At 62.4% G+C, this 17269-nt stretch carries 14 protein-coding genes; 8 read left to right on the top strand and 6 right to left on the bottom strand.

Annotated features, from left to right (window positions below):
• Positions 1–92: 92 nt before the first annotated feature.
• Positions 93–986 (bottom strand): hypothetical protein, encoded by an 894-nt coding sequence (locus ABMA59_RS02890; protein WP_349003784.1) that lies wholly within the window; start codon positions 984–986, stop codon positions 93–95.
• 222 nt (positions 987–1208) lie between these two features.
• The gene (locus tag ABMA59_RS02885) at positions 1209–1466 is read right to left on the bottom strand and encodes a hypothetical protein (protein ID WP_349003783.1); all 258 of its coding nucleotides are present in this window, start codon (positions 1464–1466) and stop codon (positions 1209–1211) included.
• A gap of 263 nt (positions 1467–1729) precedes the next feature.
• Between ABMA59_RS02885 and ABMA59_RS02880 the strand changes: the two genes are divergently transcribed.
• Together ABMA59_RS02880 and ABMA59_RS02875 are read left to right on the top strand one after the other, a co-directional pair.
• A complete protein-coding gene (locus ABMA59_RS02880) occupies positions 1730–2509 on the top strand; it encodes a DpnI domain-containing protein (protein WP_349003782.1) in 780 nt (259 codons plus the stop codon).
• 30 nt (positions 2510–2539) lie between these two features.
• A complete protein-coding gene (locus tag ABMA59_RS02875) occupies positions 2540–2830 on the top strand; it encodes a hypothetical protein (RefSeq protein ID WP_349003781.1) in 291 nt (96 codons plus the stop codon).
• Here the strand turns inward: ABMA59_RS02875 and ettA are convergent, their stop codons facing one another.
• Positions 2831–4480 (bottom strand): energy-dependent translational throttle protein EttA, encoded by a 1650-nt coding sequence (gene ettA, locus ABMA59_RS02870; RefSeq protein WP_349003780.1) that lies wholly within the window; start codon positions 4478–4480, stop codon positions 2831–2833. It lies immediately after the preceding gene.
• Positions 4481–5243: 763 nt separating this feature from the next.
• Between ettA and ABMA59_RS02865 the strand changes: the two genes are divergently transcribed.
• From ABMA59_RS02865 to gltS, 6 genes are all read left to right on the top strand, one after another.
• Positions 5244–8567, top strand: a complete 3324-nt coding sequence (locus ABMA59_RS02865; protein ID WP_349003779.1) for a beta strand repeat-containing protein — start codon at positions 5244–5246, stop codon at positions 8565–8567.
• Between the two features lie 469 nt (positions 8568–9036).
• Positions 9037–10128: a helix-turn-helix transcriptional regulator gene (locus ABMA59_RS02860; RefSeq protein WP_349003778.1), complete on the top strand. Its 1092-nt coding sequence runs from the start codon at positions 9037–9039 to the stop codon at positions 10126–10128.
• A 108-nt stretch (positions 10129–10236) separates the two neighbouring features.
• Complete coding sequence (locus ABMA59_RS02855; protein ID WP_349003777.1) at positions 10237–11169, top strand: alpha/beta fold hydrolase; 933 nt, start codon at positions 10237–10239, stop codon at positions 11167–11169.
• A 103-nt stretch (positions 11170–11272) separates the two neighbouring features.
• Positions 11273–12445, top strand: a complete 1173-nt coding sequence (locus ABMA59_RS02850) for a CaiB/BaiF CoA transferase family protein (RefSeq protein WP_349003776.1) — start codon at positions 11273–11275, stop codon at positions 12443–12445.
• On the top strand, positions 12442–14091 hold the full coding sequence (locus ABMA59_RS02845) for a thiamine pyrophosphate-binding protein (protein ID WP_349003775.1): 1650 nt from the start codon (positions 12442–12444) through the stop codon (positions 14089–14091). Before ABMA59_RS02850 ends, ABMA59_RS02845 begins: the two co-directional genes overlap by 4 nt.
• Before the next feature lie 61 nt (positions 14092–14152).
• Entirely contained in the window at positions 14153–15355 is a 1203-nt protein-coding gene (gene gltS / locus ABMA59_RS02840) for a sodium/glutamate symporter (RefSeq protein ID WP_349003774.1), read from the top strand.
• Positions 15356–15426: 71 nt separating this feature from the next.
• Here gltS and ABMA59_RS02835 read toward each other — a convergent pair whose 3' ends face one another.
• The 3 genes from ABMA59_RS02835 to ABMA59_RS02825 form a co-directional block, all read right to left on the bottom strand.
• Positions 15427–15849: a type II toxin-antitoxin system MqsA family antitoxin gene (locus tag ABMA59_RS02835; RefSeq protein WP_349003773.1), complete on the bottom strand. Its 423-nt coding sequence runs from the start codon at positions 15847–15849 to the stop codon at positions 15427–15429.
• Positions 15850–15952: 103 nt separating this feature from the next.
• Positions 15953–16156, bottom strand: coding sequence for a type II toxin-antitoxin system MqsR family toxin (locus ABMA59_RS02830; protein WP_425475856.1), 204 nt, complete (start codon positions 16154–16156; stop codon positions 15953–15955).
• A 140-nt stretch (positions 16157–16296) separates the two neighbouring features.
• Positions 16297–17268, bottom strand: a complete 972-nt coding sequence (locus ABMA59_RS02825) for an ABC transporter substrate-binding protein (protein WP_349003772.1) — start codon at positions 17266–17268, stop codon at positions 16297–16299.
• Position 17269: the final 1 nt, after the last annotated feature.

Here is a 17269-nt window from a genome sequence, read left to right as displayed (position 1 = left end):
ATCGATCGCGCCATCGCGACAAGCGTCATCGTCGCCGCGCGGCGAAAATCCGCGCCGGCCGTTCACTCTTCGCTTTGTGAAGTCGGGGGCCGTCATGACGTGTCGTGGCTGTCCAATGCGTAGACGGCCAGCGCATGCGCGTGCGCCAGGATTTCGTCGACCTCTCGGATTTTTCCGGAATGGGCGGCAGCCGGATCGTAGCGCGACAGCCGGCCGCCGGGCGGACGCCCGCGCCGCAGCGGCGAGACGCGCCGGCTGGAGACGTGTCCGTCCCGTGCGATCGCGGCGTCGCGCCGTGCCTTCCAGCGGGCGAAACGTTGTGCCTGGCCCGGCAGGTCGTCGAGCGCGGCGGTGAGCGCGGCAAGGCGCTGGCCGAGACGGGCGGCGTCGATGGGGTCGTCGGAAGAGGGCGGCGGCGGCAACGGGCGGTACGTCGCGTTGAAATCGAGGCCCAATATGCGCGGGGCGGCGTGGGCGGGCACAGGGCGGCGCGAAATGCGGAACGGCCGCCGCGGCGGATCGAGCAGCGACAGCGAGAGGATGATGCGCGGGGCGGGCCGGCGACGCTTCTTCGGCCCCTTTGGCAGGAAGGCGCGAGGCCCGCGCAACGTCGCGGGCTTTGGCTTGCGCGGGCGTAGTGGCGGAGGCGTTACCACGATCCCGCGCGCCGCAGCGATGATCAGCCGCCGCGCGGCGGCTTCCGCCGGACGCAACAGCCGCAGGATGGCGAGATAGAGAGCGCGGGGAAGGGTAAGTGCCGGGGACAGTTTACTTTTTTCCGCCAGCGCCTGCCTTGAAGCGGCCGCGCCTTTCCGCGGAAAGAAAGTAAACTGTCCCCCAGCGCCGACGCCCCCAGCGCACGGCATCCTAGCGCCAACCTTCCCGGCGTCCGGCCTCCCGACGCCCATCTCGGCCATGGCGACGAGCGTTACGAGGATGCGCTTCAACGCCTCCAGGTTTTGCTTGATTGCCGCACTTCCGTCCACGGCCGCCTCCTTTCCAACACACAGGCGGCGGGATTATCGCTCCAACAGGGAGAGATGGGGAAAACAGTTGAGAAAATTATCCTGACAGAGGCTGACAACCCCGCAGTGTTGGACCGAGTGCGGCGGTCGCCTGATCGGGCTTTCGACATATCGGCGAACAAAATCATCCCGCGGCCGTAAATCACCAACGCCGTGGAACGGGTTGTACGTATCGCGCCGAGCTTATTCCGGCGCCTTGTCGCGGGCTTCGCGCACGATCGCGGAGACATCGCGATAGATCTCGTCGAGCCGGTCGTCCAGCGTGTCCAGTTGCTCGGTGGTCAGGCCGAACACTTCTTGGCCGGCGCCCCGGATTTTTTGGTCAGGCACGCCCTCGAGGATCAGGTCCAGCGCATCCACGCGGTAGCGCGCCCGTTCCAAGACTTCTTTGGCGGTGATCAGCTTGGTGCGGATGTCGTCCAGCCGGTCGATGTTTTCCATATCGTTGCCCCTGTTTGGCACAGACGTCCGAGGATGCCTGACTTCAAGCAGCTTGTTTACACCTTTACGGCGCCGCCATGATCGGCGGTTGCATCGACGAAGGTGCCGGGGTGCGGGACCGCCTTCATACCGGCGGCCTTGCCATCGCTTCATGCGCCACCCACAGCTTCTGTACCGGATACCGTGATGGACGCACAACCAAACCGAATAGGATTCAGAATCGCATTTCAGGTAGGTTATGCGCGGGACAAGTCAGAGCTCATATGAAATTCGGATTTAGAGAACCAAACACAATCTATGTGAGCGCCTCGCAGCGCGCACGCATATGGACGGAACAGTGGGTGTCCGAGTGGCTTTACTGCCCCAATTGCGGGAACCCGGAAGTTCTACAATTTCCAGCCAATCTGCCGCTTGCAGATTTCTATTGCCCGCGCTGCAACGACCAATACGAACTGAAAAGCCAGAAAAAGCCTTTTGGAGCGATGCTAGCGAATGGTGCCTACTCCACGAAAATGGAACGTCTGAAATCGGCGAGTAATCCGAACCTGCTCTTGCTCAACTACGATGCCAGCAAAGCCGCCGTCACCGACCTATGCATAATACCGAAACATTTCTTTGTTCCCGAGATCGTCGAACAGCGAAAACCACTGGCTGCAACAGCACGCCGCGCAGGTTGGGTTGGCTCGAATATACTGCTGAGCAGAGTTCCGCAAACCGGAAGGATTCATTTGGTCAAGAATAGTATTGCGATTCCCCAAGTACACGTTCTTGCGCAATGGAAGCAGACGATTTTTCTTCGTGGCCAGCCAGCGGAGATGAGGGGATGGCTTATCGAGGTTATGAAATGCGTCGACATGTTTGGCGATCGAGAATTCGAGATCAATGAGATTTACGAGTTCGCGCCCATGCTCGCGCGCCGCTATCCCGACAACAACAATGTCAAGCCGAAGATACGACAGCAACTTCAAGTTCTGCGAGATAGCGGATACCTGAAATTCGTATCGAGAGGACGGTATCGACGTATTCAACCTATAATATTATAGTTTTGACAGGGCTGTTCAGGGAGGAACCGCATGGCTTGGTATCGCAATCACTACGAATGCTATCGATGCGGCGAGACCTGGGAAGACGAATGGTCATGCGCTTGCGACGAAGAATGCCCATCCTGCGGCGCTCGTCATGCAAGCCCTATAGGCAGCGACGACCTGACCTTCATCATAGAGGAAGAAGTTCACTGTTTCGTCGTATCGAAATCAGCGGATGAAGCGAACCACCACCCTGACTATCGGGAGGTGATCCGTTTCTTGTCGAAAGATTTCGCGGAAGCGTATATCCGCGCAGAACCCGCAGACAGCTTGGTCTAACTACCGCGTTAGCCTCTTATGCGTCATGCGGTGCGGCACCATTGCCTCCGGTCCCAGCCGGCGGGCCTTGTCCTTCTCGTAGTCCTCGAAGTTGCCCTCGAACCACTCGACATGAGCGTCGCCCTCGAAGGCCAGCATGTGGGTGGCCATGCGGTCTAGGAACATGCGGTCGTGGCTGATGATGACGGCGCAGCCGGCATAGGCTTCCAAAGCGTCCTCCAGCGCGCCCAGCGTCTCGGTGTCGAGATCGTTGGTCGGTTCGTCGAGCAGGAGCACGTTGCCGCCATTCTTCAGCATCTTGGCCAAGTGCACGCGGTTGCGCTGGCCGCCTGACAGATTACCGACCTTCTGCTGCTGGTCGCCGCCGCGAAAATTGAAGGACGAGCAGTAGGCGCGCGAATTCACCTCGTGCTTGCCGAGTTTTATCACCTCGGCGCCGCCGGAAATCTCCTCCCAGACTGTTTTGTTCGGGTCGAGCGCATCGCGGCTCTGGTCGACATAACCCATCTTCACGGTCTCGCCGATCGAGACGACGCCGGCGTCCGGCTTTTCCTGGCCGGTGAACATCTTGAACAGCGTGGTCTTGCCGGCGCCGTTCGGACCGATGACACCGACGATACCGCCGGGCGGCAGCCGGAACGACAGGTTCTCGATCAGAAGCTCCTCGCCAAAACCCTTGGCGATGTTCTCGACTTCGATGACGCGATTGCCCAGCCGCTCGGACGACGGGATGACAATCTGGGTGTCGGTTGGCTTGCGGTTCTGGGCCTGCTCCAGCAGCTCTTCATAAGCGGTGATGCGCGCCTTCGACTTGGTCTGCCGGGCTTTCGGCGAGGAGGCGATCCACTCGCGCTCGCGCCAGATCGCCTTCTGGCGGGCGTCGTCCTCACGGCCCTCCTGGATGAGGCGCTTGGCCTTGGCGTCGAGATACTTTGTGTAGTTGCCCTCGTAGGGGATGCCGCGGCCGCGGTCGAGCTCGAGAATCCAGCCGGTGACGTTGTCGAGGAAGTAGCGGTCGTGGGTGATGATCAGCACCGAGCCGGGATAATCGCGAAGATGCTTTTCCAGCCATTGCGTGGTCTCAGCGTCGAGATGGTTGGTCGGCTCGTCGAGCAGCAGCAGGTCGGGCTGCTCCAGCAGCAGGCGGCAGAGCGCCACGCGGCGACGCTCACCGCCGGAGAGGTTGGTGACCTCGGCGTCCTTTGGCGGGCACTGCAGCGCCTCCATGGCCATCTCGACCTGCTGTTCGAGATCCCAGAGGTTCTGCCGGTCCATCTCGTCCTGCAGCTTCGCGGACTCGTCGGCCGTCTCGTCGGAATAGTTCATCATCAGCTCGTTGTAGCGCTCGATGATGGCGGTCTTCTTCTTGACCCCGTCCATGACGTTCTCGAACACGGTCTTGTTGGGATCGAGCTGCGGCTCCTGCGCGAGGTAGCCGACGGTCGCGCCCTCGGCCAGCCAGGCCTCGCCCTGGAACTCCTTGTCGAGGCCCGCCATGATGCGCAGGATCGTCGACTTGCCCGAGCCGTTGGGGCCGAGGATTCCGATCTTGGCGTCGGGGTAGAAGGAGAGATGGACATTATCCAGCACCTTCTTGGTGCCATAGGCCTTGGACAGGCCCGACATGTGATAGATGAACTGGCGTGCCACGCGCGCAAAATCCTTCGGAGAGGTTTCGGAGGGTTGCGCGCTATGTAGGCGAAGCGGCGCCAAACGGCAATCGCCAAGTGCGTCGGTCCAAAATCCCGGCAATGCGGCGGCAACTCGCCGGCGCCGCTAAACGCAGGGTTGACGAAAAGCACCTGAATGTTGCGACTCCCAACAAAGTTGTATGAAACTCAAATATCGTGCCGAACCCCCAACTCTCTGTTCACAAATGAAAAACGCCGCGCCCGAGGCGAGTGAAAAGCGGAATCAATCATTGATTGTGGGAGAATTCGCAATTTTTCCTTGCACGAAGTGATCGTCACGGCGTAAGATAAGAAAAACAAAAGTTGTTTAACCAATACATCTTGAGGCTCCCTTTCTCCTTTCTGGAGCTTCGCCCGTCCCGTGATGTGGACGCTGGGTCAATGTGGTAAACAACTGATCCGTTGCTTTACAGAACAAGCAATGGAACGGGAAAAATTCGCACAAATCACCCTTACGACGCGGGCTGCTTGGGTCATCCGCGCGACGGGTTAGACGGGACTGTCAACGCCCTTGTGTCCTGGGTGGGAGACTGGCGCGTTGTCTTAGTCGTTTTGGCTGGGCTCATCTGGATGCGGTCCTGATACGGGCGGCGTGTGTTCTGCCGCGCCCGACGGCCGCCTGTTGCCCTGCCCTTGCCGCGCGAGAACCGGCCAATTCCGGCTCGGGGACCGGGCGCGCCGCGCAATCCGGATCAACCGTAACCAGAACGGGAGTTCGATCCATGGCCATCACCACAAGCTTTTCATTCGGTTTCGTCGAGAGCATCGATCCTTTCTCCATAACGGGACGTGCCGACGCCACCAGCCTGTCCGACGGCGGCGTCGCCGTCGTCGGCGATCATATCGGGCACACCGACCTCACGACCTTCGAGGCTGACGGAGACGTTGCGGGAAGCGCGTCGGTCATCACCGGCGTCGACTCGGCGGTGACCCAGCTCAGCAACGGAAACCTCGTCGTGCTCTCGGACATCGGCACCGACATGTCATTCCGCATCGTCACGACCACGGGTGCGACCGTGCGGGTCGACACCAGCATCGGCGAGGCCGGGCCTGACGTCCTTGATCCCGAAGTGGCGGCCCTGACCGGCGGCGGTTTTGTCGTCGCCATCCAGGATTTCTTCGGCGGCACGGACAACGACGTGGACCTCCGGATTTACGACAATGACGGCAACCTGCTCCTGAACTTCGCGGTCGACGCCAGCGGCGCCAATGACCAGAACCCGAGCGTCGTCGGACTGGCCGACGGCGGCTTCGCCGTTGCCTGGCACCGCAACATCGGCTCCAGCAACGAGATGTGGTATGCCGTCTACGAAGCCAACGGCACAGTGCGGCATGCGCCGACGCTGCTGGACAACATCGGCACCGTGAACCGCAACGCCAGCGTGGTTGCGCTCGACAATGGCGGCTTCGCCATCGCCTATGAGGACAACGGTTGGGACGGCGACATCGACGTCACGCTCGCCCGCTTCGACGCCCTCGGCAATTTCGTCGACTGGGACGACATTTCACAGAACACTTCGAACGACACCGGGCCATCAGCCACGGTGCTTTCGAACGGCATGATCGCGGTCGGCACGATCAATGACGTGTTCGGGCACAACGACCCGGTCTGGACCCTCGTCGACCAGAACACCGGGGCAATCCTGACCGCCTCGAGCACCGGCACCACTCACAACGATTTCGACGTTTCGATCGCGGCCATGAACAACGGCCAACTGGCGACATTCCACACCAATGCCACCGCAGGCGACGTGGTCGGGCAGATCCTCCAGGGCCAGCGCTTTTCGACCAGCGACGCCGCGAGCGACACGATCCTTGTCGACAGCCTGAGCGACATCGCCTCGGGCAATGCCGGCAACGATACGTTCCAGGGCGGCGGTCTCGACGCCTTCAAGAACGACTCGATCGACGGCGGCGCCGACAGCGACCGCATCCTGGCGACTGGCGACATCAGCCTCGTCGACACGACGCTGTTTTCGATCGAGGAGATCGAGATCCAGTTCCCCAACACGGCAACCTCGGTGACCGTCCGGGCCGACCAGATCGGGGCAGGCCTCGCCGCCAACCTGGTCGTCGACTTCAGCCTCAATAGCAGCCCGGACAAGTTCCGCGTCGAGATGCTTGGCGCCACCTCGGTCGACCTGTCGCAGTTGCAGGTCCAGGACTTCGATCCGGCCGGCGTCGAGAACGACCGTCTGATCGTCCTCGGGGATAATGACAGCGAGCAGATACGCGGCACGTCCGTGCGCGACGAGTTGTTCGGCACCGGTGGCAACGATGTGCTGGAAGGCGGCGGCGGCGGCGACCTGCTCTCCGGCGGCCTCGACACCGACCGGGCGACGTATGCCAACGCCACCTCCGGCGTGGTGGCGAGCCTGTTCGATCCGTCCGTCAACACCGGTGAAGCGGCCGGCGACACCTATGCGTCGATCGAAAACCTCACCGGCTCGGCCTTCGCCGACACGCTGACGGGCAACAACGGCGTCAACAGCATCCTCGGCGGCAATGACGACGACAAGCTCGTTGGCCTAGGCGCGGGCGACAATCTGTTCGGAAACGACGGCAACGACCTCCTGGTCGGCGGCGCCGGCGCTGACAATCTGTCCGGCGGCCTCGGCAGTGATCGGGCCTCCTACGAGGACGCGGCGGCCGGCGTGATCGCCAGCCTGTCCAATCCGGCAGGCAATACCGGCGACGCCGCGGGCGACACCTACAATTCGATCGAGAACCTCACCGGCTCGGCCTTCGCCGACGCGCTGACCGGCAACAACGGCAATAACAGCATTCTCGGCGGAACCGGCGACGACGTGCTGATCGGGCTTGGCGGCGACGACAATCTGTTCGGCAATGACGGCAACGACGTTCTGAATGGCGGCACCGGCGCTGACGACCTTGCCGGCGGCGCCGGCAGCGACCGCGCCACCTATGAGAATGCGGCCGCCGGCGTCGTGGCGGCGTTGCTCAGCCCGGCGACCAACACCGGAGAGGCGCTGGGCGACACCTTCACCTCGATCGAGAACCTGACCGGTTCCGCCTTTAACGACACGCTGAAAGGCACCAACGGCGCCAACAGCGTCATCGGCGGCGCCGGTGACGACAGCATCGTCGGGTTCGGCGGCGACGACAATCTGTTCGGCCAGGACGGCAACGACGTGCTGAACGGCGGCGCCGGCGCGGATGCTCTCTCCGGCGGCGCGGGCAGCGACCGGGCCAGCTATGAGAACGCCGCATCGGGCGTAACCGCGGCTCTGCTCAGCCCGGCAACCAACACCGGCGAGGCGGCGGGCGACACCTACAGTTCGATCGAGAACCTGACGGGCTCGGCCTTCGCCGACAATCTCACCGGCACCAACAGCGCCAACAGCATCATCGGCGGCGCCGGCGACGACCTCATCACAGGTCTCGGTGGCGACGACAATTTGTTCGGGCAGGACGGCAACGACACGCTGGTCGGAGGCACCGGCGCGGACGCTCTGTCTGGAGGCAACGGCACGGACACGGCTTCCTACAGCACGGCCGCCGCAGGCGTGATTGCTAGCCTCACAACTCCGGCGATCAACACCGGCGATGCGGCCGGCGACACCTATTCGTCGGTGGAAAACCTCACTGGCTCGAACTTCGCCGACACGCTGACCGGTAACGGTGCGGTCAACCTCCTTGTCGGCGGCAGCGGCGCGGATACGCTCAACGGCCGGGCGGGCAGCGACACCATGACAGGCGGCGGCAACAACGACAACTTCCTGTTCGACACCGCGCTTGGCGTGACCAATGTCGATGACATCACCGACTTCAACTTCGTCAACGACACGATCCAGTTGGAGAATGCCATCTTCAACGCGATCATCGGCGTTGGCGTTTTGACGGCGGATCAGTTCGTGGCCAATGCCGCAGGCGTGGCGACGACAGCGGCACACCGTATCATCTACGAGACCGATACCGGCATTCTCAGATACGATACCAACGGCAATGCGATCGGCGGCGATACGATATTCGCCACACTGACCGCGGGGCTCGGCGTCACCAACGCGGACTTCTTCATCGTGTAGCGTCCATCGTCTGGCTTCTGCCGGACCGGAAGACGTCAAGCGCCGGGAGCATTACTGCTCCCGGCGAACCTGTCGCCTACTATTGACCGCCCAACTCCATGGCCAATCAGCGAAATGATCGATGCCCGGCGCAAAATCAAAAAGATCGCCCCCCGCCGCCAGGTGTTCGGATCACGATGATTTGCCGGCGCAGTATTCCGAAAATGGCGGCTGTTCAAATTGCCGCCCGGCCTGGCTCGCTCATAGTTTGCGTTAGGCAGGAGAAGCTCAGCCCACGCACACAAAGCAGCGCAAGTCTTCCGAATCGAAAAACCGGCCGGACAAACATCTTGCCAAGCCTTGGAGCACAAAGCATAGTTTGGCCACGCATGGTACGCATCCCCTGTTTAGGGGTGCTGGCGTGCGGCAGCACCCGACCGGAGCGGCGCTCCGGCATTTGCCCCCGGCAACGGGCGGGGTTAGGGCACGGATGCTTCGGACGGACGAGTTGAAGGCGGCGGCCGGCGATGTCGTTTCAGCCGCGCTTATGGCGCATGGTTGGGAAGAAGCGTTGCAGCGCTTCGCCTATGCCGCCGGTGCCCGCGACGCCGTGCTGATGCGCAACAATCACAACAATATGGTGGTCGGCGTGGCAACCGAGGAGGCATCCGAAATGGTCGCCGCCTTCGCTGCCGGCCGCGCGCCGCCGAACTCCCGCTATGAACGGGTAAACCCGCAGCTCGCGGGTGGCTTTCGGGTCGACCATGACGACTATACGGACGAGTTGCTGGCGCGCGATCCCTTTTACAATGAGTTCCTGCGGCCCGTCGGCATCTTCTGGCATGCCAACGCCGTCCTGTCCTCCGGCGCGAACCAGTATGTCGAGCTGAGCCTGAAGCGGCGTGTGCAGGCTGGTCCCTACAGCCGCGGCGATGCCGATGCCCTCGACGCGGCGCTGCCCGAGCTGCGGGCGGCTGCGCGGATCGCCGAGGCGTCGCTGCGCGCCGAAGCCCGCGGCATGGCGCGGATGCTCGCGCATCGAGGCGAAACGGTTCTGGAATTCGACGGCTGGGGCAGGCTGATCTCCGGGCAACAGGCCGGCGAAGCCGATGCCTCTTCCCCTCTATGCATACGCAGGCAGCGGCTGTGCGCTTACCATCCGAGAGAGCAGGCGGCACTGGACGCGGCAATCGACGGAGCGCTGGCGCCATACGGCCGGATCGGCCTGGCGCCGCTGACCGGCGCGGACGGACGCCACTACGTGCTGCAAGTTCATCCCATTCCCAACCGGGTGCGCGACGTGTTTCTCGCAGCCGCTGCGATAGGCGTGCTGATCGAGCGTGATCCTGTCACGGCGCCGATCAGACTCGACCCCGCCACGATCCAGCCGATCTTCGACCTCACGGATCGCGAGGCCGATGTCACCTGCCTGCTGGCCGAGGGCGTCGACCTCGCCAGCATCTCGCGGCGGCTGCGCATCAGCCGCGGCACGGTTCGCAGCTATCTCAAGAACGTCTTCGAAAAAGCCGGCGTCAGCAGACAGGCGGAACTCGTCGCCCTCCTGTCGCGGTTGAAGCCCTGAGCAGGCGCCCTAGCCGGCCGGCTTCATTGTTGCCTCTTCCGCCATCGGCTATGGCTGTGCCAGACTATGATACTCACCTCCCACCAAAGCGGACAGGTCAGGTTCGGCATGGCTAAACGCGTCCGTCGGGAATTCGCCACGCCGACTGGCGCATTGGTTTCGCAGACCGTGACGCCGGCCGAAGGCAGACCGGTCGGCGTCATCCAGGTCAATCACGGCATGGCCGAGCATTCGGCGCGCTATGACCGTTTCGCCGACCGGCTGGCGGCGGCAGGCTTCCACGTGTACGCGCATGATCATCGCGGCCATGGCCACACGAAGGCCGCAGACGCCTTCCCTGGCCGCTTCGCGGCGAACGGCGGCGTCGAAAAAGTGCTGGCCGACATCGATGCCGTGCACCGTCAGATTTCCAGCGAACACCCAGACCTGCCGCTGATCATCTTCGGCCATTCGATGGGCGGCATCGTCACGCTGAATTCGGTGCTGCGCCGGTCCGATCATCTGGCCGGCGCGGCGGTCTGGAACGCGAATTTCTCGCCCGGTTTTCTCGGCCGCGTCGGCCAGGCGATCCTCGCCTGGGAAAAATTCCGGCTGGGCTCCGACGTGCCTTCGCGCATCCTGCCGAAATTGACGTTTCAGGATTGGGGAAAGAAGATCCCCAACCACCGCACGCCTGCCGACTGGCTGTCGCGCGATCCGGCGGAGGTCGACAAATATGTCGCCGACCCGCTGTGCGGCTGGGATGCCTCGGTTTCGATGTGGCAGGACGTGTTCGAAATGGTTTTCACGGGCGCCGACGACCGGAGCTTTTCGGCAGTGCGCCGCGACCTTCCGTTCAATCTGGCGGGGGGCGGTGCCGATCCTTCGACGGTGAACGGCAAGGCCGTCGAGGAACTGGCGGCGCGCATGCGCAAAATGGGCTTTTCGAATCTGTATTCAAAGGTTTGGCCGGAGACGCGCCACGAAGGCTTGAACGACATCAACCGCGATGAGATCACTGCGGATTTCGTCGGCTGGGCCAAGAGAACGGTCGCAGGGTAAACGCTGGGGACAGTTTACTTTCCTGGCCCCGGGAGGCATTTAGACAGCCGATTTAGCGCAAGCGGCAGAAAATGAACTGCCCTCAGGTTCCAGCCCGGCACTCATGTCCAATCCACCCCTTCACGGTATCCGCGTCATCGAACTCGCCCGCATCCTCGCAGGACCCTGGGCCGGGCAGTTGCTGGCCGACCTCGGCGCGGACGTCATCAAGGTGGAAAGTCCGGAAGGCGACGACACGCGCAAATGGGGGCCGCCCTTCGTCACCGGCCATGACGGCGAGAATCTGTCGTCGGCCTATTACCATTCCTGCAATCGCGGAAAACGTTCGATCGCGGTAGATTTCGCGACGCCGGAGGGCGCCGAAACGGTGAGAAAATTAGCGGCTTCCGCCGATGTGCTCATCGAGAACTTCAAACTCGGCGGGCTGAAGAAGTACGGGTTGGACTATGACAGCCTACGAAAACTCAATCCAAAACTGATCTACTGCTCGATCACCGGTTTCGGCCAGGATGGGCCCTATGCGGCGCGCGCCGGCTACGACTTCATCGTACAGGGCATGTCGGGCCTGATGTCGATCACAGGCGCGGCCGACGGTGAGCCCCAAAAGGTAGGCGTCGCCGTAAGCGACATTTTTACAGGCCTCTATTCCGTCATCGCGATACAGGGTGCGCTTCGCCATGCCGAGGCGACCTGCCAGGGCCAGCATATCGACATGGCGTTGTTCGACGCGCAGATCGCCGTGCTCGCCAACCAGAACATGAACTTCCTGGTTTCGGGCAACACGCCGACCCGCATGGGCAACGCCCATCCGAACATAGCTCCCTATGAGGTGCTGCCGGTGGCCGACGGCCATTTCATCCTGGCGACCGGCAACGACAGCCAGTTCCGAAAATTCTGCGCTATCGTGGGTTTGGATGGGCTTCCCGACCATCCAGATTATTCAACCAACTCGGCGCGGGTCGCCAATCGCCCTGCATTGCGCGCCGCCATGATCGAAAAACTGGCCAGCTTCGACCGCGCTTCTCTTCTGGCAAAGCTTGAAACGGCCGGCGTCCCGGCCAGCCCCATCAACAGCATCGAAGACAGTTTTGCCGACCCGCAGACCGTTGCGCGAAAGATGCGGCTGGACCTGGATGATGGCCACGGCAACACCCTGCCGTCCGTACGCACGCCGATCGTCTATTCGCAGACGCCGCTGGCCTACGAGCGCCCCTCGCCCCGGCTTGGCGAACATACGGCCGAAATCCTTGCCGAACTGGAGAAGAACGCGCCATGAAGACCGGCGGACAGTTGATTGTCGATGCACTGGAAGCCAACGGCGTGGACCGCCTTTATTGCGTGCCGGGGGAATCCTATCTGGCGGTACTCGACGCGCTCCACGACTCGCCGATCAAGACCATCGTCTGCCGTCAGGAAGGTGGCGCGGCAATGATGGCCGACTGCCACGGAAGGCTGACCGGAAAGCCCGGCATCTGCTTCGTCACCCGTGGCCCCGGCGCCACCAATGCTTCGGCCGGCGTCCACATCGCCATGCAGGATTCGATCCCGATGATCCTGTTCATCGGCCAGATCGACAACCGCGCACGCGAGCGCGAGGCGTTTCAGGAAGTGAATTACCGCGCCTTCTTCGGCCCCATCGCCAAATGGGCGACGGAGATCGATGATGCCGCGCGCATCCCCGAGATCGTGACGCGCGCCTTCTCGGTCGCGACTTCCGGACGGCCGGGACCGGTGGTCATCGCACTGCCGGAAAACATGCTGACGAGCGAGGCCGAAGCGCCGGCTGCAAGACGCTGGACGCCGGTCGAAACGCGGCCGGGCGAACCGGAGATGCGGCAGCTTGCCGAATTGCTGGCCAACGCCAAGCGGCCCTTCGTCATCCTCGGCGGCACGCGCTGGACGGCGGAAGCCAAGTCCGCTTTCGAGAAGGCAGCCGAAGCGTGGGCGCTGCCGGTCGGCGTTTCCTTCCGCCGCCAGATGCTGTTCGACCATCTGCACCCCTGTTACGCGGGCGATGTCGGCATCAGCCCGAATCCAAAACTCGCAAGCTACATCAAGCAGGCCGATCTCGTTCTCATGGTCGGCGGACGTTTGGGCGAGATGCCGTCATCCGACTATACGCTGCTGAAAAGCCCCTACCCCGACCAGACGCTGGTGCATGTTCACGCCGATCCGGAAGAACTCGGCCGCGTCTATCGCCCCACGGTGGCGATCAATGCGTCGCCCGCCTCTTTCGTTGAAGCCTTCGCCGCCACCGCGCCCGAAGCGACGCCTGTCTGGGAGACGGAAACGGAGCGCCTCCACGCCGCCTATCTCGACTGGTCGACGCCGCCGGAAAGCGGACCGGGACCGGTCGCCATGGGGCCGATTATGCGCTACCTCGAAACGGTGCTGCCGGACGACGCGATCATTACCAACGGCGCGGGCAACTACGCCACCTGGGTGCATCGCTTCCACCGCTCGCGGCGCTTCGCCACGCAGGCGGCGCCCACTTCGGGCTCGATGGGCTACAGCATGCCGGCCGCCGTCGCCGCAAAGCAGCTTTTTCCGGTGCGGGACGTCATCTGTTTCGCCGGCGACGGCTGTTTCCTGATGAACGGGCAGGAATTCGCCACCGCCGTGCAATACGACTTGCCGATCGTGGTAATCGTCGTCAACAACGGCACCTACGGCACGATCCGAATGCACCAGGAGCGCGAATATCCAGGCCGCGTCTACGGTACCGACCTGAAGAACCCGGATTTTGCGGCTCTCGCCCGCGCCTATGGCGGGCATGGCGAGACGGTGGAAAAGACGGACCAGTTCGCCCCGGCCTTCGAACGGGCACGGGCGAGCGGCAAGCCGGCGATCGTCGAGGTAAAACTCGATCCGGAGGCGATTACGCCGACGCGGACGCTGACGCAGATTCGGGAGCGGCGGTAGAGGTTCGCACAGCCTTCCAAACGAATACGTTCCCGGTGCCGGTCCATCGAAAGTCCTTCAAATGACCAGTCTCACCGTTCCGGCACTGCTGACGTTCACGATCTCGATCGTCGTGTTCTTCCTCGGAGCGGGCATCAACGGCCTGATACCGCAGTTGCGACGCTGGAATATTCCTGAGGCCGTGACGGGGGGATTTCTGGCTTCGGTCGCTACCTGGCTCGCCTACGAACTGTTCGACGTCTCGATCAGTTTCCAACTGGGCGCGCGCGACACGCTGCTTCTCTATTTCTTCACCGGCATCGGACTGAATGCGCGGCTCGCCGATCTGCTCGCCGGTGGAAAGGCGCTTGCGATCCTGCTCGCGATCACGCTGCTGTTCCTGGTCATCCAGAATCTGATTGCGATCGGCGGCGTGCACCTGCTCGGCCTGCCCGAGGGACTTACGGTGTTTGTCGGCTCAGCCTCGCTGATGGGCGGACACGGCACCACGATTGCCTGGGCGCCGATCGTCGCGCAACGTTTCGGCATCGGCAACGCGCTCGAGGTCGGCATAGCCGTCGCCACGCTCGGTCTTGTGCTGGCAAGTCTTGTCGGCGGCCCAATCGCGGGCTACCTCATCGCCCGCAACAAGCTTTCCGGGCCGGTCGGGGACACGCTCGTGGTCGGCCTGCCCGACAACGACAAACCGCGGGACGACGATCTCAATCACGTCAGCCTGCTGCGCACCATCCTCGTGCTCAACGTCGCCATCCTTGTCGGCGTCGCCGTGTGGGAACTGGTCGACGAAATCGGCATCAAGATGCCCGCCTTCGTGGTCTGCCTTCTCGTCGCCATTGTGCTGACGAACACGGTCCCGCGCTTCCTGCCCAGGCTGGAGTGGCCAACGCGCACCCGCTCCCTGTCCCTGATTTCGGATCTGTCGCTCAACATCTTCCTGTCGATGTCGCTCATGAGCATGCAACTCTGGACGCTCGGCGGCCTGGGTCCGGCACTCATCCTGATTCTCGCCGTACAGACGCTCGCTACCGTCGTCTACATCCTGCTGGTCGTCTTCCCGTCCATGGGCCGGACCTACGATGCGGCTGTGCTGTCGGCCGGCTTTACCGGCATCACGCTGGGCGCGACGCCGACGGCAATCGCCAACATGACGGCGGTGACCAAGACCCACGGCGCAGCGCCGATCGCCTTCATCATCCTTCCGCTGGTCTCGGCCTTCTTCATCGACCTAGCGAATGTGGTGGCGATCGGGTTGATGACGCGCTGAACTCTGTCGAAAGCGCCTGCCTCTCGTGGTGATGATCGTCCAGGGCATCGGCGGCGCGGCGGCACCGCAGCCTATTTCCGCAACTCGTCGACCAGTTCCGGATGCTTCGACAGCAGTTTCATGAGTTGCATCGTCGGGCCGCTCGGTTCGACGAGGCCGCGCTCATATTTGTCGAAGGCGTTTTCCCCGACCTTGAAGAGTTCCCCCGCCTCGCGCTGGGAGAGTTTCAGTTTGGCGCGGATTTCCTTGATTGTCGCAGGTGACGGGAGACCGTCGACGCGGCGACGGAGTTCGCGCCAAGCTGTGTCGGACGGCTCCATGTCCCGCCCAACGAACACCGCATCTTCTTCGTTGCGCGGGTTATAGTATCCTGGTTGATCCACCGTTATGGTGTGTCCTTTGTAGGTAACGATAAACGGCCGCACGCTTCGAACCAGTTGCTCACCGGTTTCGGGGGAAACCATCGTCTCCGGAAGCATGCGCTCTGTAACCATCTCATTTTTCCTTGAACGACATCACGGTAAAATCTGTCACGACGTCTGCCTGGAATTTTACATAGAGCACCAAATCACGCGCCCTCGCCTTATAGACATCCTGCTAAATTCGATGATCGGCGTAGGTGGTCATTGATTTCTGAAACGTCCGTCGCTCGAGACCTTGGATGACCTCCACCACGCCGGCTGCATCGAACCCAAGTTGGAGCGCATTGCGGCGCGCTGTTACCGTCATTGACAATGTTTCCGGCGTGCTAAGCGCCGCCTTTATCGCCGTCAAATCGTAGCTGGGCTTGCGCTTTTCCATCGCCAATATGCCACCATTAAGGTGGCACCTCAAGAGTGCGCCGAGAAGGATTCAAAGTGTAGCAGATACAAAATTCGGCACCTGCCATTGAAAAGGGGCGGTCGCCCGCCCCTTCCCGATCTTCGCTGGAACCTGCGCTGCTACTTGATCGCCTTGTCCGTGATCGCCGCCGTCCAGGCGCCGGACGGCTCCTTGGTGATGATCTTCTGCGCCAGCAGCGCGTCGGCGGTGCGCTTGTAGGCCGCCTCGATCAGCTTGCCGTCGGCATTGTCGATCAACTTCGCCACCTCGCCCATCATGCGCTTCTGGTGGTTCTCGTCCTGCCCACCGGCCTCGACCACGATCTCGGCCGCCTCGTCGGGATTGTCGACGGCGTATTTCCAGCCCTTCATCGAAGCGCGCACGAAGCGCACCATCTTGTCCTCGAAGGCCGGATCCTTGAGCTTGTCCTCCATGGCGTAGAGGCCGTCCTCGAGCAGGTCGTTGCCCATTGCCGTATAGTTGAAGACGATCAGGTCTTCCGGCTTGTAGCCGGCGTCGATCAGCTGCCAGTATTCATTGTAGGTCATGACCGAGATGCAGTCGGCCTGCTTCTGGATCAGCGGCTGCACGTCGAAGGACTGTTTCAGCACGGTGACGCCGTCGGCTCCGCCCTCGGTCTTGTAGCCAAGCTTGTTCATCCAGGCGTAGAATGGATATTCATTGCCGAAGAACCAGACGCCCAGCGTGTGGCCCTTGAAGTCGGCCTCGGTCTTGACCGGTCCATCCTTCGGGCAGACCAGCTCCATGCCGGCCTTCTTGAAAGGCTGGGCGATGTTGACCAGCGGCACGCCCTTTTCGCGGGCTGCCAGCGCGCCGCCCATCCAGTCGACGATGACGTCGGCGCCACCGCCGGCGATCACCTGTTCGGGCGCAATGTCCGGGCCGCCCGGCTTGATCGTGACGTCGAGGCCCTCCTCCTCGTAAAAACCCTTTTCCTTGGCGACGTAATAGCCGCCGAACTGCGCCTGCGTCACCCATTTGAGCTGCAGCGTGACCGGGTCGGCGGCGAGCGCCTGCCAGGCGGCCAGCGACATCGCGCCGGCAAGCAGAGAAACCATCGTTCTTTTCATT

The sequence above is a fragment of the Mesorhizobium yinganensis genome (genome assembly GCF_040081985.1).
Lineage (GTDB): Bacteria > Pseudomonadota > Alphaproteobacteria > Rhizobiales > Rhizobiaceae > Kumtagia > Kumtagia yinganensis.
This window is presented reverse-complemented; position numbering and strand designations above follow the sequence as displayed.